General features: G+C 40.9%; 16 protein-coding genes. 9 read left to right on the top strand and 7 right to left on the bottom strand.

Going from position 1 to position 23105, the window contains the following annotated elements:
- The first annotated feature begins 1 nt into the window (after position 1).
- From ABJN95_RS04050 to ABJN95_RS04035, 4 genes are all read left to right on the top strand, one after another.
- A complete protein-coding gene (locus ABJN95_RS04050; protein WP_348368717.1) occupies positions 2 to 1963 on the top strand; it encodes an AAA family ATPase in 1962 nt (653 codons plus the stop codon).
- On the top strand, positions 1963 to 3213 hold the full coding sequence (locus tag ABJN95_RS04045) for a DUF6638 family protein (RefSeq protein WP_348368716.1): 1251 nt from the start codon (positions 1963 to 1965) through the stop codon (positions 3211 to 3213). The genes ABJN95_RS04050 and ABJN95_RS04045 overlap by 1 nt, the downstream gene beginning before the upstream one ends.
- Positions 3210 to 3722 (top strand): hypothetical protein, encoded by a 513-nt coding sequence (locus tag ABJN95_RS04040; protein ID WP_348368715.1) that lies wholly within the window; start codon positions 3210 to 3212, stop codon positions 3720 to 3722. Before ABJN95_RS04045 ends, ABJN95_RS04040 begins: the two co-directional genes overlap by 4 nt.
- Before the next feature lie 79 nt (positions 3723 to 3801).
- A complete protein-coding gene (locus ABJN95_RS04035) occupies positions 3802 to 5478 on the top strand; it encodes a hypothetical protein (RefSeq protein WP_348368714.1) in 1677 nt (558 codons plus the stop codon).
- Positions 5479 to 5553: 75 nt separating this feature from the next.
- On the opposite strand, the gene ABJN95_RS04030 is transcribed toward ABJN95_RS04035, so the two are convergent.
- Positions 5554 to 9096 carry a TraB/GumN family protein gene (locus ABJN95_RS04030; protein WP_348368713.1) on the bottom strand — a complete coding sequence of 1181 codons (3543 nt, stop codon included), beginning with the start codon at positions 9094 to 9096 and terminating at the stop codon, positions 5554 to 5556.
- A gap of 410 nt (positions 9097 to 9506) precedes the next feature.
- Here ABJN95_RS04030 and hemH point away from each other — a divergent pair, with 410 nt between their 5' ends.
- Together hemH and ABJN95_RS04020 are read left to right on the top strand one after the other, a co-directional pair.
- Entirely contained in the window at positions 9507 to 10538 is a 1032-nt protein-coding gene (gene hemH / locus ABJN95_RS04025; protein WP_348368712.1) for a ferrochelatase, read from the top strand.
- Between the two features lie 76 nt (positions 10539 to 10614).
- A complete protein-coding gene (locus tag ABJN95_RS04020; RefSeq protein WP_348368711.1) occupies positions 10615 to 11991 on the top strand; it encodes an MATE family efflux transporter in 1377 nt (458 codons plus the stop codon).
- A 9-nt stretch (positions 11992 to 12000) separates the two neighbouring features.
- On the opposite strand, the gene ABJN95_RS04015 is transcribed toward ABJN95_RS04020, so the two are convergent.
- The 4 genes from ABJN95_RS04015 to ABJN95_RS04000 form a co-directional block, all read right to left on the bottom strand.
- Positions 12001 to 12432: a nuclear transport factor 2 family protein gene (locus ABJN95_RS04015; RefSeq protein WP_348368710.1), complete on the bottom strand. Its 432-nt coding sequence runs from the start codon at positions 12430 to 12432 to the stop codon at positions 12001 to 12003.
- Positions 12433 to 12448: 16 nt separating this feature from the next.
- On the bottom strand, positions 12449 to 13657 hold the full coding sequence (locus tag ABJN95_RS04010) for a PQQ-dependent sugar dehydrogenase (RefSeq protein ID WP_348368709.1): 1209 nt from the start codon (positions 13655 to 13657) through the stop codon (positions 12449 to 12451).
- 11 nt (positions 13658 to 13668) lie between these two features.
- On the bottom strand, positions 13669 to 14931 hold the full coding sequence (locus tag ABJN95_RS04005; protein WP_348368708.1) for a hypothetical protein: 1263 nt from the start codon (positions 14929 to 14931) through the stop codon (positions 13669 to 13671).
- A 96-nt stretch (positions 14932 to 15027) separates the two neighbouring features.
- The gene (locus ABJN95_RS04000; RefSeq protein WP_348368707.1) at positions 15028 to 16041 is read right to left on the bottom strand and encodes an AraC family transcriptional regulator; all 1014 of its coding nucleotides are present in this window, start codon (positions 16039 to 16041) and stop codon (positions 15028 to 15030) included.
- Positions 16042 to 16382: 341 nt separating this feature from the next.
- On the opposite strand from ABJN95_RS04000, the gene ABJN95_RS03995 reads away from it, so the two are divergent.
- Positions 16383 to 18062: a serine hydrolase domain-containing protein gene (locus ABJN95_RS03995; RefSeq protein ID WP_348368706.1), complete on the top strand. Its 1680-nt coding sequence runs from the start codon at positions 16383 to 16385 to the stop codon at positions 18060 to 18062.
- Here the strand turns inward: ABJN95_RS03995 and ABJN95_RS03990 are convergent.
- A complete protein-coding gene (locus ABJN95_RS03990) occupies positions 18059 to 20902 on the bottom strand; it encodes an ATP-binding protein (protein WP_348368705.1) in 2844 nt (947 codons plus the stop codon). The two genes, ABJN95_RS03995 and ABJN95_RS03990, sit on opposite strands and share 4 nt — an antisense overlap.
- Before the next feature lie 238 nt (positions 20903 to 21140).
- Between ABJN95_RS03990 and ABJN95_RS03985 the strand changes: the two genes are divergently transcribed.
- Together ABJN95_RS03985 and ABJN95_RS03980 are read left to right on the top strand one after the other, a co-directional pair.
- Complete coding sequence (locus ABJN95_RS03985; protein ID WP_348368704.1) at positions 21141 to 21686, top strand: cupin domain-containing protein; 546 nt, start codon at positions 21141 to 21143, stop codon at positions 21684 to 21686.
- A gap of 34 nt (positions 21687 to 21720) precedes the next feature.
- Positions 21721 to 22227 carry a hypothetical protein gene (locus ABJN95_RS03980; RefSeq protein WP_348368703.1) on the top strand — a complete coding sequence of 169 codons (507 nt, stop codon included), beginning with the start codon at positions 21721 to 21723 and terminating at the stop codon, positions 22225 to 22227.
- Positions 22228 to 22456: 229 nt separating this feature from the next.
- Here the strand turns inward: ABJN95_RS03980 and ABJN95_RS03975 are convergent, their stop codons facing one another.
- Complete coding sequence (locus ABJN95_RS03975) at positions 22457 to 23068, bottom strand: TetR/AcrR family transcriptional regulator (RefSeq protein WP_348368702.1); 612 nt, start codon at positions 23066 to 23068, stop codon at positions 22457 to 22459.
- Positions 23069 to 23105 lie beyond the last annotated feature (37 nt).

Genomic DNA, 23105 nt, shown 5'->3' with positions numbered 1-23105 from the left:
TATGGAACATAATAGCACATTTCCCATACAAAACTCGGAACTGAATGCGCTTCGTGACGAGGCTACCTCTTACTTAAAGGGCGTACAGTGGGAACAAGGCGGAAAAGCCAAAAGTCGCAATAAAAACAAAAAAGACGAGTCTATTTTGTTGTACTTGTCAAAGGCAACGGGCAATGCGGCTAATGAGGTCATTTCGGTTTCGAAAACAATTTTATCTTTAAAAAAGCGATTGCTTCCTGATTCTGTCGCCATTCCCCTGCATTTAAATAGAGCTTTGTATGCCTTACAAGAGGGCTTGACCTTGGGCATTTGGTTGCGAGACAGTTATGCTGATGCCTCGGGTCTGTCGACCTTAAATGAGCGCAAGTCTACCTTAGATGTGGGTCAGCGTCGCGAATACGATTCCAAACAGCAGACGGCCACGGCTTTTATGTTACACGGAATTGCCTGTCGTGTTTTATTCGATTTAAAACCAGTTGCTTCCGATGATTTGAGTGTGATGAAGAACAAGTTTGCTGGCATTCCTGAACTTTCAGTGCTTTCACCTTTAAAAGGAATTTCATGTATGTTGTTCTACTATGACAAATATATGAGTCATCCAGAAATAATAACTTCAGATGAAGAGGTAACCAATTTCACGGTGGTTTTCTTTGAAGCACTTATTTCAGAGATTCAACAACGTCTCAGTACTTTTGAATATACCGAAACCATTGAAGATCGTACATACAAACTTGAAAAAAGCGAGTTCGCGATTTCCGGATGGGAGAATGTCTTTGAAGGAACCGCAGTAAGCGTTGAGTTCAATAAAATTCGTTTTGAGGAAATTGTGGGTAACCGCGATGCCAAACATTTCGCCCGCCGTTTGACCGAACGGATGATGAGCTACGACTTTACGGCCAAAAAGAATCCCTTTCAAGAGTTAGGTGGATTCATGCCTGTTTTTATGGGCTATGGAATTCCTGGAACGGGTAAAAGTATGTTGATTGCGGCCATAGCCACCAAACTGAAAGAGCAGTGCGACGTCTTAGAGATTCCGTTTCTCTTCCATCCCATGCCTGACACCCTAATATCTACTTTTCAAGGCGGTTCTGCAGAGAAAATGGTGCAATGGATGAAGCCTTTACAAGACCCAAACAAATTGATTTTCGCACCTATTGATGATGCCGAAAATAATTTACAAGAACGAACCGCTCAAGGGGTTTCCGCTGGGGTAAAGGAAGTCATCGGGGTTTTTCTCAGATATACCGAAGGAGCGTATGCCATCAACTATGGCAACAGTTCAATCGGGCTGTTTACCAACCTTCCTGAAATGTTAGATAAGGCGGTGATATCAAGAGTTCAAGGGCGTTTTAAGATTGATGGAGCGCGAACCATACCAGATTTTATCGACCAAGACTACATCTGGTGGAGCAAGTTTGAAAAGACGATGCCAGATTTTGTAAATATGAAAAATCCTGAGAAATACGAATTTTTAAGTGAACAAGGGCTGGCTAAGAATTTAAGTGAGATTTTAAGCCAATCGGAAAAACCTACAGAAGCTAGGGTTTTGGAAATTTATGATCAGGTAGCAGCGAAGCACAAAACTGAAGAGCATATGTTCTTTGCAGCATTGTACAAGAACATTCAAAAATCGTTTCCATTTTTCTCTTCGAGGGATATCCGAAATATTCAAAGTGCCATCTCCCTGCGTTTAACCGATTTCGATCTTCCCGAAGATTGGTTCAATGATCCGAACTTATATTTTAAGAAGGACTATGAAACCAAGTTCGGAATGCTGAAAGAATTGATGAAAGCCAATATGAAGGGTCTCGATTTCTCGGATATCCGCAGACAAGAAACAGTTCGCTATCTAGATAACGTAGCAACTATTGCAGACACCGATTTTAAACGAAAAGTAGATGGTCGTGTGCACGATTTGAATGTGCAATTGGAGGCCAACAAAATATTTGAGAAAGGTAAATAATGGAAAAACTAAGGGCAGCGGGTTTATTCGGTGGTGCTTTGACGACCCTTTCGGGTTCGTTGGCAAAGCGTTATAATGAATGTCTTGGTATGCTTGGGGTAACCCCTACGAAACTCAAAACCTTTTCCATTGACGGCATGGGGTGGAGTCCGGAAGTTGCCGTGGAGAAGAAAGAGAACTATTATTTAAACACTGGAGAGGCCAATGTGAATGCCATCATCATCTCACCACAGCAGAAGGGCAAACCGGTACATATGCCTTCGCATAGTTTTGATCGCGATGTAATGGAAGCCGTTTTCGCAGCCTATGATCGCGAGATTCGTGATATTACTAAAGATTCTGCCTTGGTGCTTCATCTAGATCAAAAAGTAGATGCTTTTTTTGAACCGTTCGATTTATTGCGCTATGACAAAATAGAAGTCACTTTTGCACTTTTGAACGACTTGGATAAAAAGCAAATGGAGCAACAGGCTTTTATCAATTTCTTTAATAGAGATAATAATTTTATTGACCGTGATGTGCACCATCATTTATTGAATTCAGCAAAGGAATACGGCGATTTACGAGGGAGAAAATTAAAATTAGACCCCATACAACTCAAGGTAAGCTCCTTTTATACAAGGGCCTTTGGCGGTGTTTTTGTATTGAAGAACTTTGTGAAGAAAATACTGGTTTTTGAAGATGAAAAAATGTTTAAGAGGGCCATCAATGATTCAGCGCATGAGGTTATGCTATTTCATAAAGACCACGATGAATTGATTGATGCATTGGTTAGCAATTTGATTCTTCGAAAAGATTTTAAGGGGGCCATGCGCACGCCAAGGTACAATCGTATAAAAAAGCATGTCTTTGTTGAGGAAACAAAAAAAACAGACCACCCCCTAAGTGAGATTTTAGACAGTCATTTTCTTTTCAAAAAATACCTGAATAAGTTACCGATTGAAGTACAAAAAAAAATATCTGGAGTAGAATTGTATTACCAGCGGCTGATTGTAGACAAGAATCTAAAATTGCAGGAGTATGTAGATGCACATTTTATAAAGGTTTTGCATGAGCCGCATCCGTCTTTAAAAGAAGAAGAGGAAGAGCTGGCTTGGAAGCTATTATCGAAAATAGTACCCAAAGACCCGGTGCACTTATATTGGTATGATAAAGAACAGTTTTATAACTTTTATGATAGCTGGAAGCCTGATTATCAAGATTGGGTAATAGATAAGATATTGGAAAACAACCAAAAACATGGCCTATGACACTAGAAATAATTGTATTCATCGGAGCTATCCTTTTCGGAATAGTTTGGTATTGGAGAGAGTCTAAAAGCAACAAGATCTATCGCTTGGCGAATAGAATCACGCATGCCAAAGATTTGCAAATGAAATCGGATAATCGAAAGGGATTTATTCACGAACAGCCCTTTTTACTCCGTTTGGTATGGATTACGCTATTGTTTGCTGTTGGCGCGGGCATCGTCACTTTTGTTACGCCCATTAATGTGTTTTTTATTCAGTATTTCGCCTCCGCAATAGTAGGAACCTTGATTGGAAGTTATATCGCTTCTGCAGTGCTCTTTACTAGAGCAAGTACCAGTAAAGAGAACTTGGAAAAGGTATTTGACAAGGGTAAGGAGTTTGTCGAAGATTTAGTAGAGGGCGAAGAAGAAGAAGTCGAAGAAGCCAAAGCACAAAAAACTACCGAACCAGAACCTGAGGTTAAGAAGTCTGCGAGAGACCGGTTTAAGGATAAGGGGATGATTAAGTAGTGATCGAAAGCCAAAAAATAAGGTGATTACCATGTCGCATAAAGCTCTTGGAAATGACACCTGACAAAACAAAGACATCATGATAAAAGCATACTACAGTAAAGGGAAAAGGCAAAAACGTATCGTCATTATCGCTGGTATTGTATTAGCCGTGTTGCTGTTCTTTCTCCGAGATGACTACCAGCCCGCATTACTATTTTTAAGAAAATACATCTTTATTATTCTCTTGGGAATGGGTTTTCTATGGTTCACGCTGACCAAGTTTAGAAGTGCAGCAAGTACGGGAAAACGCCTCTTGATTCTAGTGGGGATAGTGGCTTTCTTTGCTACACTTTGGTTCTTCGGGTGGAAGCTGAATCTGTATAACTACATGCAGACCTATAATGTATACAACAACCTGAATTTAGAGGAATTGAATGAGTTACCCTTGACCCAAAACGAGCGGATTCAACCTTTTAACAACATCGTAACCATGGCTTACGAATCAGTAGGAGAGACACAAGAGGTTTCATTGCCCCAACTGGTCAGGGTAGACAGTACCAATCAATGGACCATGGCCGTACAGCCTGCCAAAGAATATACCTGGCAACGCATGAATGACGATACCGAGGAGATTTTTATGGTGGAAAGTACCTCGCCTTTTCCTCGTTTTTCAAACGAGAACCGCGTACCAGTTACCTTTTCGATTGGCGAATCATTGGCTTTTAGTCGCAATACCTACAATGCCGTAGTACAGCGTTTCAATTTTTTTCAATTGTTTACCATGGAACCCAGCGATGTGTTCTATATGAAAAATGACGAAGGTGAGTGGGTGCAAGTCGTGAATTTGATCAAGTGGAAAGGTTTTCTCTTTCCCTATCCGACCTACGGCGGGGTGATGGTAGTTGATTCAGGAGAACATGATTTCAATGATTATTTGGAACGCGTAACCATTGGAAAGGGCACTTATATCGCTCCTGATGAAATCAAAAATTACCCCTATTTGACCGGACAGAATACAGTAGCGGAACGTATTTCGCAATTGCAAGCCCAATCGCTTCAATTCTTGGGCGGATTCACCGATCCACTGCCCTGGAATATGAAGACAGCCGTAAAAATTCCAGAATTGCCCGAAGATCAAAATCAACAGCCTTACGTAACCGACTTTGATTTCGACGGTATGAAAACCGAAGCCGTTGACGGACTCTATCATTGGTTCGGATTGGAGCCCATCGGTGATGAAAGAACCAGTTTGGCCTTTAGTGTCATGATTCCTGCAGACGGCACCCAGAAGTTGTATTATTATGACCATGCCGCTAAAAAGGAAGGGTATGCAGGAGTATCCGCTATGCCTTTAAAAGTAATTGAATCAAAAAAGGAATACGATTGGTCCGTCAATAAACCTGTGGAATTTCGCCCATTCATAAAACACATTGCTGGGAAGAAACGCATGTTTGTTCTAGGAACAGTTGCAGCTATAAAAGATGAAGGCAAACAATTCGACGGGGCTGCAACCCCAGATTTGGCTTTGGTCGATGCGGAGTACCGCGATGTGATTTGGATCGATGCCAAACACCCTTCTAAATGGACAACAACCATCTTAGACCAATTGGGAGAAACCTGGAAAGCTTCTGAAAATCTTACAGATGAACAACTCTATCCCAACAAACAAGATTTTGACATAAAGCAACTTCCAACTTTAGATTCCATTCCCGCTATGGCAATTGACTCCATGGCGATGAAAGGGGTTGAGGTGTTGCAAGATAGTTTGAACTAGGTAAAATAGTTGGTTCCAACGCATGGTATAGGCAACCTCTTAGACCTTGACGCTCTGTCATTTCGAGCCGCTAGTCTAATACCCATGAAACCCATAAGAACCGTATCCATTCGGGCGATATACGATAGCGCGTTTACGGTCTTTTAATAAAAAGGCTTCGGTAACGTATTCAAGTACCTCTTCATCTGTATCGGTATCTTCAATACGAAGATCATCACTTTTATAGAAGGGTTTTGTACTTAAGGGTTTGCTATTGTCGAAAACAACCAAGTGCATTTTGAAATTTTTGTCGTAATCGTCGGAACTCTTTGTTTTAAAATAGTATCCTGTATAGGCTTTGTCTCGATATTGTAGAGACCGTTTCTCTATAAATAATATGGAATCTTTTTTGGAGTCAAAACGTTTAAAATTAAATAGGTTGGCTTCAGCCAAGGAACGTTCGTTTCTGTATTTATTTGGAAATAGACTAAGCTTAGCTGCAGCTTTCAATTTATTGAAGAGTAGTGCGCGACTATTGACATCAGCAGCCAAAGAATCAAACATACCCCATGGAATTCTTAATTCATCTTTGGCCAGTAAGGCTGCATAGGTAGTTCGTACTTTGGGATCTTTTACCAAAAGCAAACGATTAAAGAATTGTTTGACATCTTTTTCCTTTAAAAAAGGGTATAGTAACACCGCATAGTCCTCCAAAACCTTTGTGCTACCTGCAGAGGCTGATTTAGGGGGAGGCTGAGGATTGTATTGGTCTCGTTGGCCATACAACATTGTCGTTTGACCCAACTGTCGTTTCAACTGTATTTTGGCATCGTTTAAAATCTGTTTTCTGTACTTCTTATAGCTTTTAGGTTTTAGCAAGCCTTCGGCTTTTAAATTGGCAAGCATGGCAAAAATTGGGGACTTATATTCGGCGATGGCGCTATAATCTAAAATCTCTGGATATAGTTTTTTGGCCATAGGAAGGCTGTCCATATACGGTTTGAAGATTTTATAGATCTCAAATTTGTTGGAAACCAAAGGCAAATCCTTTGACATTAATTCCAACAAAAGGTCTACAGATTCCTCATCCGCCTTTTTAGTAATAGCTGTTAGTATTTTCGTTTGAGCGTTGGAGTTGTTATACGATTTGGCATAGAATTCCTTGAAAAACGAGTTTACCTGAGGGTCATCCAATGCCGCCAGTTTTTGAATGAGGTAGGATTGAATGTATTTTTTATCCTCTGGAAAATCGAATTCTGAGATATAGTATTTTAAAGAATCAATATGTTTTTTCTGAAACTTGATAAACGAATAGCCATCGGAAACAATACTATCGTTTTTTCGGAGGGCTTTGAAAAAGCTCGTTGTTTTATCAATCAAAATAGACTTACCCACAAGGGTGTCAAAAGGCGAAAAGTTTTGAAAAAAGTCGGTTACAAAACGACTCGGTCTATCAATAGTATCCACTTTTGCCTTCACTTCGTATAGGAGTCCGTTTTTTACGATATTTTTAATCAGTATGCCTCGGGTACTGGCAGTATCCGTTAAGGTAAGGTTGAGTTCGTAGGTTCCTTTTGAAAGCAAACTGTCATTTTCACTATGTATTTTAAAGCGTTTGTTGGCATATATTTTTTTGCGTAGCGCCCAGACTGAATCGATATGATCAAACATCAAGAAATCATGCGATTTGTTCAGTTCGACGGTTATCGCCTCGTTGTTTTTATTCTGATATACACTTTTCTTTTTGTAAGCACTATAGGGTTTTGGCTTATGCTCTCCGTTGTAGTAATTGCGACTGTTCTCAACGAACTTGACCGGTTTTACCGATGTTATGGTATTGAACAACATAGCAGTATCTCGTACTTTTTTAAAGGCATCTCTATAAACGGCTTCTTTGAGCTTAAAAGATGCGAAAAAATCGATCGCCTGCTGCTCATTTTTAGTGACAATTCCCAATAGGTAGTAATCTCCGCGCTTAAACGTGGTTTTTAAATGTAGGCTTGTATTTTTCACCTTGCTTATTTGCGCTTTGGAAGTCAAAGAATTTCCTTGGCAAGCCTTGTATTCGGGTTTCAATTTCAAATCTTGGTAAAACCGTTTTTGAATCTGTTTTAGCTCAAAAGTATCCTCTTCAATAAAATTGAAATCGTTCAGGGTGACCTTTCGTAAAAAGTAATAATCGTTGGTTAAAGAGTCGTAGGCTTGTAACAAACGTTGTCCTTTTCGGTGACGGTTGGTAAAATTGTAGAGCGGTGGCATTTCCACTTCAAAATCGTTATAACCAGATGAGATTTTGGCCACTTTTTTATCCAATTTTTTGAATTGGATACTATTGAAAATGGTATCGGAATATTGTGTCACATAATCACCCTTCCCTCCCATTTTGAAAACGAGAATCTCTAATGGGGTTACATAGATATGATACCGTTGGTGGTCGCCATTTTTTAGTTGATTTCGAATATCCAAGCCTTCAAAACCATTGCGTGTAATTCTTGTTTTTGCTATGATCTTTCCAGGAATATTTTCGAACAAAAGCTTGTCTAAATCATCCAAGGTATAGCTATTGTCCTTTTTTAAATAAGAAAAGGTATTGATGCGATTCAACATCACAAAACTCCCATTGGCTAAATCGGGGGAGATGTATGTGGTGTTGACGAATTCGGAAATAGGGTACAGTTTGTTCGGCAGATCAATGCTGAAGAAATCGTCATCGGGGCGAACCGTACTATAGGTATTTGCCAATAAGGTATCTTCTATTTTTTCCTTTAAAACCCTTCCTTTTGATGTAGATCGTGATGTCAACGGCCTGACCGTATACCCCATATCACGAAGCATTGCGATTACACCCTCCTGACCAGGTAAATGGGCCGCACCGATGCCGGAGAAGACTTTAGCCGTTCGCATAACAGAATCTAATTTCGTGGCCATATTCCGGTTACGAATGGTCAGCATATTTTTACGATAGTGGTCGGTATACATGGCCCTATCGATAGAATCGAGCATGTTAATATCGCGATTGCGATATGCATCTTGTAGCAGGGTCATGGGGTCAGATTCTTGCATCTTTTTCTGCAGCCACTCATCTGGTTTTTTCTTCATGGCGTTTAAGCTTGCCCTTCCGACAAGAGCTGATGATTCTTCGAGATCTTCGAGTGCGATTACTTTTTTACCGAATTTCTTTCCCGCCTGGTAAATGAACATATCCAAATAGGTTTCCTCTTCAAAATTTTGAGAGTACTCGTTGGTACGGTATAGAATACTGTTGACCCTACGATCTTCAAAGGCGAGGTACGCTCCGATTTCTTCTTTCTTTGGATTTTTAATGGCAAACGGATAGGTATAAAAGCCCTTGGCCATAAATCCGTTGGATTGCCCATATCCCATGGCGCTGGTATTGATGTCATTATCGAGCCAGGTATCGGGATCGGATTCTAAAGCAACCACTTCGCTCTTTTCTAAAGCCTGATAAAAAACATCATCTAAACGAAAAGCGATTCGCTTGCTTACGTGCATGGTTCCGTAGAGATAAGAGGTTTGTTCAAGGCCGTTTCCTGAAATTTCCCAAAGGAGACTATTTTTTTCTTGGCCGAAGACCGCTATGAAGCATAAAGAAAAGAGTATGGTAAAAAAGTTCCGCATTGACAGTATTTTGGCCTAGTGCTTTTCACAAATGTAATACAGGAAGAACCTTGGTTTATCCCTATAAACTGTGAAAATTTAGTTGTGGTTCTTGATATAACGGGCATTTTGGGGGTGTATTTTGTGGATTGGCCTAATTTTTAGCTTGTATTCATCTCAGATTGACATCGCCTATACCACCATTGAAAAACAAATGGATGCTTTTGAGTGTAGAATGGGGTCCATGGCTTATTTTTGTCTTCTCTTTGAACTGTCATTTCGAGCGGAGTCGAGAACCTAGAAACATGCCTCTCGACTCCGCTCGATGTGACAGTAGAAGGGGTGATTGTTAGAAAGACAGTAAAAAGATTCCGGCCGGTGTTTATCCATAGCGTAGACGAAGGGCGAGAATGACAATAAATCGTTTAGTGATGAAGGGAGTTTTATTGGTAAATCTGGGTTCTCCAGATAGTCCTACCGCCAAGGATGTAAAACCGTATTTAGATGAGTTTCTGATGGATGAGCGCGTCATTGATGTAAATCCCGTATTGCGCAATCTGCTTGTGCGGGGCATCATTTTACAAACCCGTCCAAAAAAATCAGCCAAGGCCTATGCCAAGATTTGGTGGGAAGAGGGCTCACCCTTGATCGTGCTTTCTGAACGTTTTGCGGCAAAGGTACGCCAACAAACTACTATGCCTGTGGCTTTGGGCATGCGTTATGGCAGTATGTCAATCAAGAATGCCTTGCAGGAACTAAATGACAAAGGGGTTGATGAGGTACTTTTGGTGCCCCTATATCCGCACTACGCCATGTCTTCGTATGAAACAGTGGTTGTGAAAACCATGGAAAACAAAGAGGAGTTCTTTCCTGAAATGAAAATTACGACCATGCCCGCATTTTATAAGAGTCCGGAGTATATCAAGGTCCTTTCGGAAAGTATTGCAGCGGGATTAGAGGATTTCGATTACGACCATATTTTGTTTTCCTATCACGGAATTCCCGAGCGGCATATCCGCAAAAGCGATCCGACCAAATTCCATTGTAAGATTGATGGAAGCTGTTGTAACACCAATTCGGTAGCCCATAACACCTGCTATCGTCATCAGTGTTTTGAAACCACCAAAATGGTAGTTGAACATCTAAATCTGCCCCAAGACAAGGTCAGCAATTCGTTTCAATCGCGATTGCCGAACGATCCTTGGTTAAAACCCTATACCGATTTCGAATTCGAACGTTTTCCAAAAGAAGGCAAAAAGAAATTGGCCGTCGTAACCGCTGCTTTTGTTTCAGATTGTTTAGAAACACTAGAGGAAATTGCCATGGAAGGCAAAGAACAATTCGAAGAAGCAGGCGGTGAGCGTTACAAGCACATACCCTGTCTGAACGATAACGACGGCTGGGTAGCCGTCATGGCAAAATGGGTTAATGAATGGCAGGCTGAAAACGTATTGCCGGTCTAGGCTTTGCACCTTGCACCAAGCGCTAATCGCTTAGCGCTGTGCGTGTAGCGAAAAGCGTTCAGCCAACAAGCGAAACATGGCAAAAATTACCTCAGAAGAACTCGGAACGCTCCCTATTAGCAAACTGCTGATCAAACAATCAGTGCCCGCATCCATTGGTATTTTGGTGATGTCACTGAATGTATTGGTCGATTCTATCTTTGTGGGAAATTGGATAGGACCTTTGGCCATTGCAGCGATTAGCGTTGTGCTTCCCGTTACCTTTTTTGTTGCCGCTTTGGGGATGGCCATTGGCGTTGGTGGGGCAAGCATAATTTCCCGAGCTTTAGGAGCCGATCAAATCGAAAAGGCCAAGCAGACGTTTGGAAACCAAATTACCTTGACCGTTTTGGTGACTTTAAGTATGGTTGTGGTGGGCTTGGTATTTACTGATCATCTTATTCTTGCTTTTGGCGGAAAGGGAGCCATTTTTGACTTTGCCAAACCCTTTTATACGGTTGTTTTTTATGGGGTGCCTTTTTTAGCATTGACTATGATGGGCAACATTGTCATTCGATCTGAAGGAAAACCAAAGTACGCAATGATTGCCATGATTATTCCATCGGTATCGAATCTTACGCTAGACTATCTTTTTATTTACCTTTTCGATTGGGGCATGGAAGGCGCGGCTTGGGCAACAACTTTTTCGTATTTCCTATCATTTGTTTATCTGGTCTATATTTTTCGATCTAACCGATCAGAACTGATGATTGGAAGTGCTCACTTCAGGTTAAAATCTTCCATTCTAAAAGAGATTAGTTCCTTGGGCTCGGTTACCTTGGCAAGACAGGCCATGGTTAGTCTGGTGGTTTTGCTTTTGAATAATATCTTATTCGATTTAGGCGGAGAAGCACTAGTCGCTGTATATGCGATAATCGGGCGCATGCTGATGTTCGCTCTTTTCCCGGTCTACGGCATCGCCCAAGGTTTTCTGCCGATTGCAGGGTTCAACTATGGCGCCCAAAAATACGCCCGTGTCAAAGAAAGTATTTATACTGCCATTACGTATGCCTCGGTCTTAGGAACTTTGGTCTATCTCGGACTCTTTCTATTTCCGGTTGAAGTTGCTTCTTTGTTTTTGAGTTCAAAAGAAGGCTTGCCTGCGAATGAAATTGCAATCAATGCCTATGTTTTGGAGCATATCGCTACCGCAATGCGGTGGGTCTTTGCTGCAACACCAGTTATTGCTCTTCCGCTCATGGGGGGAGCTTATTTTCAAGCCATCGGCAAGGCAGTTCCGGCCATGCTGTTAACGCTTTCAAGACAAGGCTTTTTCTTTATTCCCCTTGTATTTATACTTCCGCAATTCTATGGAGAAATTGGTGTTTGGACCTCCTTTGCCATTGCTGACGTCTTAGCAACGCTGGTTACTTGGTGGTATTTGAGAAAGGAAATACGAAAAACCTTATCCTAAATACTACACTTATTCATTTGGCATCAAAGTCGCCGCCTTGCTAATGATCTTCCAGCTACCTTCCAGTTTTTTAAGGATGAACAGATCTATAAATATCATTTTGCCCATGTCGATACTGATTTCGACTTTAGCCATGGCGATATCATTAGCCCGGTCGACGGATAAAATTGTTCCGACTCGGCCATTAAATTTCCCTTTTTCTCTTTTTCTGAAAAGTTCAGCATATGCATGCGGGGAAAGGAGGTAAATAGGTTCGTCTTTGTGATATAAAAACATACGCGCATCCTCATAAAAAGGAGCTACAATTTTCTCAGGGTCGCTATACGAGCTACCGTCGATATAACTTTGTAGCGATTCTCGAATCGCCTTCTCTTCGGTTTGAGCGACTGCAGTTAGTTGAACAAGGAGTAAAAGGGAAGTTAAAAAAAGGGTCTTCATCATAATGTGTTTTAAGTTCTTATTCTGGTTTAATACGAATGATTTTTCCGTTTGTACGATCGTTGAGATCTTCGGTAAGGATGTACAGTTTTCCATCGGGACTCATAGCTGCTTTGCGCGAACGTTCACGATCGTCAACGAATAGTTCCTCCATACTTTTTACGGTTTCTCCTTCGATACGCATACGCCAAAGGCTTCCACGTGAGAGTCCAGGCACTATCAAATTATTTTTCCAATTAGGAAATGCATCACCCGTATAAAATGTGAGTCCGGTAGGCGCTACTGTTTGCAGCCAGTACCAAATGGGGTCTGTGAAAGTTGTGCCTTCTAGGGTTGGGGGTTGGTATGTTGTACTACGATATCCCCCGGAGGTTTTGATCGGCCAACCGTAGTTAGCACCCGCTTGAAGCAAATTGATTTCATCACCCTGCATCGTACCGTGTTCGCTAAACCAAATTTTTCCAGTGGTAGGTTCTACCGTTATACCTTGGGCTGCTCGAATACCCAGCCCATATAAACCTGGAATGGCTTCTGGGCCAAAATCAGGGTTATCTTCAGGAATGCTTCCATCCGAATTGATTCGATAAATCTTGCCCCTTCTATCGGTTAGGTCTTGTGCAATTGGTAATTCGGGTTCGTTGATTTCATTAAAAATCCGTTCCCCTACGGTGACGTACAATTTTCCATCCGCACCAAAAGTCATTCCTCCCCCAAAATGAAAGAGACCATGGGAATAGGGTAAAGCCAATAGCAGCTGTTTGACATTGACCAAAGAATCATTTTGCAATTGTGCGCTGATTACTTTAGTGGTCGAACCACCTTCTCCTTTCGCGGTATATGAAATATACAGCTGCTGGTTTGTAGCATATTCAGGGTCGGTAAGAACTTCAAGTATACCTGCATTATAGGTCACTTTCGTACCGTCAGTCAATCCATTAGGAAATGTTCCAAAAGGGTAATCTGCTTTCTTATAGGTGAGACTATCCGTTTTGTCTTCTGGAAAACCTTTGACGACATGCTTTTCTTTGGTATTCAAATTGATACGTAGCAGGTCACCGTCTTTTTCGGAAAGCAATACTTCGGTCTCCGATAAGAAGGCCATACTCCAAGGCCGTGCCAATCCATCTATTACGGTTTCTTTTACTGGATTCGCGTAGGAGGGGGTTGCTACTTTCTGGTCGGTCTTGCAGGCCGAGAGTATGATAAGCGCAAGCACTATTTTTTTCATAAGGTGGTGTTTTAGTTATTGTAATTCAAGCGCGCTTCTTTTTCAACCGCCGGAATGACAATCAGGTCATATCGTTTTATCAAATCTTGTATCGGTTCATCTAAAAGATACTTCAAGGGCGTGTAATGCGAATGTTGAATCATTTTCCGTAGGTCGATGACCGTCCATTCGTCTTTTTTGGCCGCTTGCATCAGGGAGGCAAAGCGATGCGTCATGGTATTTTCTTCATTCATCAAATCTTGAACTTCTCCGTTTTTCAACTGATACCGCGGCACTATTCCGATATGTAGCGAAGTGCTTCCATTGTATTCGGCGATTTCACTTAGGGTATTCCCAACACCATAGAAGGCATAGGGCTGAAATCCGCGGGAGAGGAAGTTCATATCCCATTTGACAAGGAGTTTATCCTGATGAATATCGAAGTCAACTCGTTCCAATTCTTGTCGTAGCAATCGCTTTTCTTCATCCACCCGCCATTTATTTTTTTCAAAAAATTGCTTTCGTGCGTAAAACCGGCAGTTTTTAATGCTATTGTGGAAGGCTGCTACTATGGCACTATTTTCAGTGGATTTTTCACTGACTCCTTTGAGAAAGTTTTGAATGGATTTCGAATTCGCTACCGCCTCAGCAAATAACAGTAAATCTCCGTTTCTTTTGGCATATAATTTTTTAAGCCTGCTTTTGCAATCCTCGTATAAGGAGCGCTGTTTTTCCTGTAGTTCTTGGGGTAGTTTTTCATATAGCTGGTCGATCAACCAGGGTAAATTGTTCCATGACTCGTTTCCAAATCCTATAATGTTCCATTCTAGCGCTCCCGCTTTTTGAACGAATTGGGCATCGGCAACGGATTTCATATCGGGCATAGGAAGTATGGTCTTTTCGTTTTCCAAAAAGGCGTAGGTGTTATTCCAATTGTAGAGTTTCGCAACTACTGTGGTTGGTTCTTTTGTTATCGAACCTAGAATACGGGCCGAAGGCACGCCAATGCCTAAGGCCATGGTTTTGTATTCGGCACGATCTAATAGAGGTAACAAGGCGGCGGTAAATTCTGAACTACTTTTAGATTCAGGGTAATCTCCCAGCAAGGTAAATTGTGCTTTGGCGATTACTTTTTTCAAAAAATCCGCTCCCGCACCAACCAATTGTTCATGAGTGATATCGAAGTGATAGGTAATAGGCTTAAGCGATTGAAGCGAAAGGGAATCTTGTCCCATACCCCAACCTGAAACTCCCAAAAAGCAAATCAGAAAAAAAGACTTTTGCATTGAACTCATAGCATCGCTAATTTGAGTCAAAACTAGGGGAGACCTTGCTAAAATTCTTTAAAAATCATGATTCTTAAAACGAAAAATAATCGATGTATCTCAAAATTATCGTTCAGCTAGGCGAAATTTATTCCGGTATTGTGAAGGGGTCAATTGGGTGGCGGACTTAAAAGCTAGATTGAAGGAAGTCACATTGCCAAAGCCACAATCATAGGCCACTGTTGCAATTTTTTCTTGCGCGTATGAGGGGTCGACCAAAAGGTCTTTGGCTTTCGCGATACGATAGCGGTTGACAAATTCAGAAAAATTCTGTTTTTCATTTTCATTGATGACTTGTGATAGCTCTCGCGCTGGTATGCCTAATTTTTGTGCTACTTGCGCCATATTCAATTCGCTATCTAGGTAAAGGGTTTCGGTTTCAAATAGCTTCCTGATTTCTTGCATATGCTTTTTGGATGTTGCCGCATCTACTGAAGAATTCTTATATTTTTCTAGGGCAAAAACCGGTTGTTTCAAGAGGATAAAAGAGAAGGCATAGAGTAAGCACGAAAAGAAAATCGCACCTCCAATATAAAAAGGAATCAATCCCAAAAGATTCCCCATATAAAATATCCAGATTAAAGCCACGCCAATGACCAAATTGCGATACCAGACCCAAACCGACTTCTTAACCTGCACCTTATATTTTATCAACAAACTGATGGTCAATGTCAAGTAAACCGCCAAATGCGAAAAGGCAAGCAAATAACTCGCATTCGGAAATGCGCCATAACCATTGGGGATGTAGTTGCAAAAGCCAACGAAAAGAACATACGGTAGCAGATGCCAGTAGTTGCGATTAGAAAACCCCTTTTCTTTTCCTAAGAGTAAGCGGCCGTAAAACCAAAGAAACGGCCCCGCCATCATCACCCCCGATATGCCCAAATTGCGCTGCCAAGGCTCTAAATCAAGATAGACATTTAGAATCGACTTTCCGATTCGAATGGTAAGCCCAAGCAATACAAAAGCCAGAAATAGATTTGCCTTCCGATTGCCTTTTTTCAGTGTAAGCAGATACACACACAGAAAAACCGCTTGCGCAATACCCAACGAACTTAAGACCAAAACGATTGAATCCATAGCGATTCTTTTATCGCTTTAAAGGTATCAAAATCATTCAATTACTTGTTAAATAGTTTCTAGGTCCTCCCCTTGGCAAGGGAGAACAATAAACCATCAATTTTTAGAACTAGAAAATTCTATTGTCACCTTGAGCGGAGTCGGGAGCTTAGGAACTTATGCGCTTATCGCTTCGCGCTATAGGCAAATCACTAAAGTGCGCTCAGCGTGTAGCGTGAAGCGATGCGCGAAAAAAGAAGTCCCAGTCTATAATTCCACATCGAATTCCCAAACCCGAGAATGGTTGCCATCAATTATTTTAATATCTTCCACCAAGTTTCCCCTCCTAAAACCAAAATTCAATGCGCATACGTACTAAATCGCTAGTTGTTATAGCGGCTATTTTCTTCTTGGCTACGTTAACAATGAGTTGTCAGGTTTCAGAAACTACTTCGAACCTTGAAGAATCTATCGACAAAATTTTCAAAGATTTTGATAACATTCAAAAACCTGGCGCTGCCGTAGCCGTGGTACAAAATGGCGAAATCGTTTTTAAAAAGGGCTATGGAAGTGCTAATTTAGAATATGACATTCCCGTGACTCCTGAAACGATTTTTCATGTGGCTTCGGTATCCAAACAGTTTACGGTCTTCGCCTTATTGCTCCTTGCTGAGGAAGGAAAACTTTCTCTCGATGACCCCATTCAAAAGCATATTGCCGAAGTGCCCGATTTCGGACAAGAGATAACGCTTCGACATTTGGCTACACATACTAGTGGTATGCGTGATCAGTGGGACCTGTTGAATCTAGCCGGCTGGCGCTGGGATGATGTCATCACCAAGGAGCATGTCTTGAAAATAGTATCTAAACAAAAGGAGTTGAATTTTACACCAGGCGAACAATACATGTACTGTAATACCGGCTTTACCCTTTTGGCTGAGGTAGTGGCCCGTGTTTCGGGGAAAACCTTTGCCGATTTTACCCGAACAAGAATATTTACGCCCTTAAAGATGACCAATTCGCAATTTTATGATGATCATCAGCGGATTGTAAAAAACAGGGCCTATTCTTACTACCCGGCTGGTTTTGGGTTTCAAAAAAGCGTGTTGAGTTATGCGAATGTCGGAGCAACTAGCTTATTTACGACAGTGGAGGACTTAAGTCTTTGGGCGATGAATTTCAAGGATCTAAAAGTGGGCAGTAAAGCCCTTGTTGATCAAATGAACACTTTGGCTGTGTTGAACAATGGAGAAACTTTTGGGGGTGCTTACGGACAATTCGTAGGGCCTTATAAAGGCTTACAACAAATTCAGCACAGTGGTGGTGATGCTGGTTATCGTTCGCACTTGGTGCGTTTTCCAGAGCAGGACTTTGCCGTATCGGTGGTTTCCAATAATGGCGCATCAAACCCCAGTAGGTTGGCTTTGCAAGTAGCAGATATCTATTTAAAGGATGAATTTAAGGCGGAACCCGCGAGTGCTAAGAAAAAACAAAAAACAATACGCCTTACTGAAAACGAACTCAAAGCTTTTGAAGGCTATTATTGGGATGCCAAAGACCTCTATTCAAGAAAGATTCATTTAAAATCGGGTAGTTTACAGTACGATCGTGGTAATGGTAACGTAACCGAATTAGTACCAATCGACAAGAACAGATTCAAAATGCTCAACATACCTACCGACGTTACCGTCACATTTGCTTCAGAAGAAGGACAAGATCGTATGATCGTATCTGAAGGAGAGACCATTCTAGGAACTTTAGACGAATACACCCCCGTAAAAGCTTCAACGGTAGATATGAAGTCTTATATAGGCAGTTACAGCAGCGAAGAGTTGAGTACTACCTATACCATCATAACAAAAGACGGTAAACTGATAGCAACCCACCCAAGAAGTTCTGACATTCCCCTAAGCTTTGTCAAAACAGATGTTTTTAATGCTGGGGGCAATACCATTCAATTCACAAAAAACGAAGCAGGTACTATGTCAGGTTTGGAAGTCTCTACGGGAAGAGTAAAAAACCTAAAGTTCAGTAAAGATTAAATTTTACTAGGTAATACACCAAATTTGGCCTTAAAGCTTTTAGTGAAATAAGACATATTTGAGTAGCCTACAGAATAGGCAATTTCAGAAACCGAACCCACTTTTTGAGTGAGCATGTTTTTGGCTTTGTTCAAGCGAATTTCATTCACCAATTGCCCGGTACTTTTATTGGTCAGCGCCTTTAATTTACGGTGTAATTGTGCCCTACTAAACCCTACATTTGATGCTATATCTTCAACGGAAAGCAGCTCATTATCGATATTTTCTTTGATATAAGAAATCACTTTTTGCAAGAATGTATCATCAACTGAGCTAAGGTTCAAATCTTGTACTGCGCTTAAATCCATCGACTTAAAATGATCCCATATCTTTTTTCTGGCCTTTATTAAATTTTGGGCGCGGAGTAATAATTCATTGGCATCAAACGGTTTGGTTAAATAGGCGTCTGCACCCTGCGTAAGCCCGGCCATTTTATTTGATTGACCCGCTTTTGCGGTTAACATCATTATGGGCACATGACTTGTCTTCACATTGTTTTTGAGGGCATTACAAAGTTCATAACCGTCTTTTTTGGGCATCATCACGTCGCTGATGACCAAATCAGGAATATGTTCAAAAGCCATACGCTCTCCTTGTAGCCCGTCGTTTGCCTTAATTACTTTGTATTTAGTTGCTAAGATTTCGGAAATAAAATCGTGTAAATCTTCATTATCTTCTACCAATAACACCACCTCTTCATGATTTTTAAGGTCTTGGTTTTCTTCCTTAGGAGTTTCATTCAAGATTTTAGTTGGTAGCTCAGAGGTTACACTCCAGTTAACATCTTTGTCAATGGTTATCATCTCCGGTAGTTTTTCTAGACAAACCGGCAACCTAACTTTAAAAGTAGTACCCCTACCTTTTTCACTATGCACATTTATTTGTCCGTTTTGTAAGGATACCAATTCTTTGGTTAGTGCTAAACCTATACCTGACCCTTTGTCTTCATTGCCTTCAACTTGGTAAAAACGATCAAAAATTTTATTGATCTCTTCTTGTCGAATGCCGTTTCCTGTATCACTTATTTCAACCCATAAGAATTGCTCGCTAAGGTTGGCATTTACACTAACGGTACCCCCTTCTGGTGTATATTTAAAGGCATTGGATAAGAGGTTGTTTAATATTTTTTCTAGTTTGTCTTTGTCGTAATAGGCATCATCAGATTTTCCAGAAAAATGTGTATTCAAACTTATATTCTTTCGTTCCGCCCAACTTTCAAACGAAAAAACATGCGACCGAAGAAATGGTATTAGGCCGCCTTGGCTAAGTCTGAGATGCAGGTTGCCACTTTCTATTTTAGATAGGTCGAGCAGTTGATTTACTAACATTTGCAATCGTATCGTATTCTTTTTGATAAGTCCAAATGTTTTTTCAGTAAGCTGAATAGATTGTTCGTTGCCGCTCTTGCTAAGCTTCTCTGCCTGCTCCAACGGCCCTTTGATTAAGGCTAGTGGTGTTCTGAATTCATGACTAATGTTGGCAAAAAAACGGGTTTTTACCTCGTCTAAATCTTTCATGCGTTGTATTTCTGCCAACGAGCGTTCTGCTTGTATTTTTTTAATTTGGTTTTGTTCGGTAATCTTCCGGCTTCGATACGATATACCGAAAGAGTAGATGACAATCTGTAAAAACATGCCCGTAGAATAGGGGTCTATACCAAAGGGGGGTCGTATTACGGCCATTGACCATAGGGTACCGATGATAAAGAATATACTCGCAATCATTGACCCTATGCCAAAGTAGCGTGCAAAAAGATCTTGCTTAAGGAGTAATACAATAGACAGCAAAAGGCTTCCGATGGCATACATATTTAGAAGAACATAATGCCAATTATGGGGCGCAGTGAAGTAGGTTTCAGGCTTAAAAATAATGACGTAGAAGGCCGTAATCACGATTTCAATCAAGATAAAAAAGGCCAAACCTTTAATGAGTTTGTCGAGCACAGGAAACTTTTGTTTTGACCCGACGAACGAACGCCCAAAAAACCAAAAAATAAAGAATTGACCGTTGGCGGCAAATATCCACAACGGATATCTTATGGAACCAAGGGCTCCTATCACTAATCCAATGGTCATCGACTGCGTTACCATACAGAACAACAACCAGAGGGAAAACCAGAAATAGATGCGTTCTCTCAAATAAATGAATTGCAACAAAAAATAGAGAAACACAATAAAGGTAACCCCGAACATAAAGGCATTGAATGTTCTGTGGTATTGATACGGTTCATGGTAAAAGGCTTGTTCCGGACTTCGGGCACTCAAATGAAAATAGGCCGGATAACCAAAGCTATTACCCTGGGCTTTAATAATGAAGGTAACGGTGGTATTGGCAGGGAGAGCCCCTAGGTCAATACTGTTCAGTACCCAGTGGTCAGTAGTAGCGCGTTCTTTCTTAGCGTAATCTACCCCTGTTTTTTGATGAAACAATAAATCCCCATTCACATACCCGTACACATCAATTTTACCATTGCTTTTCGTCCACGCTGGAGGGCCAATCATAATATCTTCAAAATGAAGGGTCCAGCCGGGCACGGCATCTAGCACTTTTAACTGCAGTTTTCCCCAATAGGTGAGATTCGTTTGTAGCATTTTAGGCAGCTGGTCTCCTCGGGTGTAGGTAAGCATATGGTCTTTTAGTAAAAACTCTGGTGATACTAAGCCTGTACTATCTGCATATACCTGTAGCGCTGCGTCTAGGTCATGCACCGGATATTTAGGATCTAACTCATAGATGTTTTGTCCTGAAAGCGCATTTAGAACAAAGAGGTAAAGAAGAATGCTGAGTGTTACTTGTTTCATGGGTTGGCTTCAAAAAGGTACTGAAATTATTATGTAGTAGCAATTCGCTGCTAAGTTCTAAGGTATAAGGTTTACCGTGTAACAGTCATGTTTCATCAAATAACACTTTTGTTTCATTGGCTGTCAATTGAAACAAATCAGTCAAAATCTGAAACAGAATTACCAAAGAAGGCAGCTGGGCTAAAATAGATTTGCCCTATTAACATACAAGAAATAACAACAACTAAAATCGTTTGTAATGAATAGAAAAAGATTTTTAAAACAATTGGGAGGCACCAGTGCTTTGGCGCTAATCCCTATGAGTTCTGCAAAGGCCTTTTTTAAAGAGAACACTTTTTTAAAAGGCAATAGCAAGGAAAAGATTGTTAAAGCAGATGAGGGCACCCAATTGCATGTTTTAGGCAATCCACAATGGCATAAGGTAGTCGGCACCGATACCGGGAATCAAGTTTTTGAATGGATTGATGATTTAAAACCCGGCTCGGGCATACCACCGCACATTCACAGTAAGGAGGATGAAATTTTTAGAGTGCTGCAAGGGCAAGTAGAACTTATGGTCGATGGGAAGTCTACGGTATTAACTGAGGGCGATATGGCCTTTGCGCCCAAAAATTTGGTGCACTCTTGGAAAGTAGTGGGCGATGAAAACGCCAAGATGTGGGTCAGTGCTTTTCCATCGGGCATGGAACATATGTTTCAAGAGCTACACGCTATGCCGGCGGGGCCACCAGACTTTAAAAAGATAGCTGCCATCTGCGAAACTTACGGAATTCAATTTGTTTAACTGATTAAAAAAGTAGTATTAAAACCTGTCAATTATGAAAAAAAGAAAACCGTTTTTACAACAACTATGTATGGTCCTACCCCTCTTAATTTTAGGGTGGTCTTGCAGCGATGATGATGAGGTGACCATGACGGCATGGGAACTAGAAGTAAACCAATTAATCGCTGCCACTGCCAAATATGCCGATGTTGCTGTTGCTACTGGCGAAGGCTTTTTTGATGCTTCTGGTTTTGTTCCCGATATGGGCCACCATTACGTATTGCCTGCTAGAATGGATAATACCTTCGAGTTAGAAAAACCTGAAATTATCTTATACGCCCCAGATGCTAATGGCAATATGGAGTTTGTAGCGGTAGAATATGCCACGCCCATTGCAGATTTAGATAACCCGGGCACACCCCCAGAAGGATTTACGGGTGATACTGATGAATGGGAAATCAACACCCACTTAAGTCAATGGCAATTGCATGTGTGGATCGTTAAAGAAAACCCCAACGGTATTTTCGCACCTACTAATCCAACTGTTGGAGATGGCAATTAAGTATAGTTTTTTGAATTAGTTTTTAAAAACGCTCAGTGTTGCCTTGGGCGTTTTTTTATGCTCCCCTCTTTACTCTAGCAATGACAACGCTGCGAGAGCATTGGGTGAGTTGCAGCGCTGGCATAGCATTTAGGGGTAGTAAGTAGCGGTTGTCCTAGGAAGAAGAAAGACTAAACTTGCCAACAAAAGTTTTTATAAGTTTCAACGGCCAAATTGGAATAATTAGGGTTTAAATAAAGGATAAAATCTCCTCCCATTTTTTCATTTCATCATTTTTTAGGTAGGGAAGCCAGGTTCTAAATAAGAATTGTGCGTAGTATTCTGAAATGTTCTGTTCTTCATCCATGTATTCCTTAGCGCCCAACCAAGAGGTAATGGTAAAAATAAACTGCTCTGATAAAAAGTGAATCTGACTTTCACTAATATCTTCTCTGAAGATACCTTCATCTCTATACAGCGCAATAATCTGCAAAATCTGCTTTTGTTTTAAAGCGAATAATTCCAATGTCTTTTTTTTGATAACGGGTAGTCTACGCCACACCACCTCATTGTCTTTGAACAAAAAACGATATCGTAGCATGATTTTAAAATTGTCTCTCATAGATCCTATGACATCCTCTTTCTTAAAACTAGCGCTTTTAAAACGTTCTGCATTTTGCACCTCTTTGAGAAACTGATGGAACAAGGCTGCGATAACTGCATTTCTATTCGGATAGTGGTAATGCAAATTACCTTGGCTAATGCCCATTAATTTGGCGATATGCCGTGTAGTGATATTCTCTACACCGTCGCTATTGAATAGTTGCAATGCACTATCTAAAATCCTTTCCTTAGTAGACATTAGTTCATTTGAGCTAAATTGTTATATTTGTGAAGTA

Origin of the sequence: Maribacter sp. (assembly GCF_039974175.1) — a bacterium.
In the GTDB taxonomy this organism is placed as follows: Bacteria; Bacteroidota; Bacteroidia; order Flavobacteriales; family Flavobacteriaceae; genus Maribacter_C.
This window is presented reverse-complemented; position numbering and strand designations above follow the sequence as displayed.

Bases quoted from the DNA above. Each gene is read 5' to 3' on its own strand.
- ABJN95_RS04050 (WP_348368717.1), top strand. From the start codon at position 2: ATGGAACATAATAGCACATTTCCCATACAAAACTCGGAACTGAATGCG.
- ABJN95_RS04045 (WP_348368716.1), top strand. From the start codon at position 1,963: ATGGAAAAACTAAGGGCAGCGGGTTTATTCGGTGGTGCTTTGACGACC.
- ABJN95_RS04040 (WP_348368715.1), top strand. From the start codon at position 3,210: ATGACACTAGAAATAATTGTATTCATCGGAGCTATCCTTTTCGGAATA.
- ABJN95_RS04035 (WP_348368714.1), top strand. From the start codon at position 3,802: ATGATAAAAGCATACTACAGTAAAGGGAAAAGGCAAAAACGTATCGTC.
- ABJN95_RS04030 (WP_348368713.1), bottom strand. From the start codon at position 9,096: ATGCGGAACTTTTTTACCATACTCTTTTCTTTATGCTTCATAGCGGTC.
- hemH (WP_348368712.1), top strand. From the start codon at position 9,507: ATGAAGGGAGTTTTATTGGTAAATCTGGGTTCTCCAGATAGTCCTACC.
- ABJN95_RS04020 (WP_348368711.1), top strand. From the start codon at position 10,615: ATGGCAAAAATTACCTCAGAAGAACTCGGAACGCTCCCTATTAGCAAA.
- ABJN95_RS04015 (WP_348368710.1), bottom strand. From the start codon at position 12,432: ATGATGAAGACCCTTTTTTTAACTTCCCTTTTACTCCTTGTTCAACTA.
- ABJN95_RS04010 (WP_348368709.1), bottom strand. From the start codon at position 13,657: ATGAAAAAAATAGTGCTTGCGCTTATCATACTCTCGGCCTGCAAGACC.
- ABJN95_RS04005 (WP_348368708.1), bottom strand. From the start codon at position 14,931: ATGAGTTCAATGCAAAAGTCTTTTTTTCTGATTTGCTTTTTGGGAGTT.
- ABJN95_RS04000 (WP_348368707.1), bottom strand. From the start codon at position 16,041: ATGGATTCAATCGTTTTGGTCTTAAGTTCGTTGGGTATTGCGCAAGCG.
- ABJN95_RS03995 (WP_348368706.1), top strand. From the start codon at position 16,383: ATGCGCATACGTACTAAATCGCTAGTTGTTATAGCGGCTATTTTCTTC.
- ABJN95_RS03990 (WP_348368705.1), bottom strand. From the start codon at position 20,902: ATGAAACAAGTAACACTCAGCATTCTTCTTTACCTCTTTGTTCTAAAT.
- ABJN95_RS03985 (WP_348368704.1), top strand. From the start codon at position 21,141: ATGAATAGAAAAAGATTTTTAAAACAATTGGGAGGCACCAGTGCTTTG.
- ABJN95_RS03980 (WP_348368703.1), top strand. From the start codon at position 21,721: ATGAAAAAAAGAAAACCGTTTTTACAACAACTATGTATGGTCCTACCC.
- ABJN95_RS03975 (WP_348368702.1), bottom strand. From the start codon at position 23,068: ATGTCTACTAAGGAAAGGATTTTAGATAGTGCATTGCAACTATTCAAT.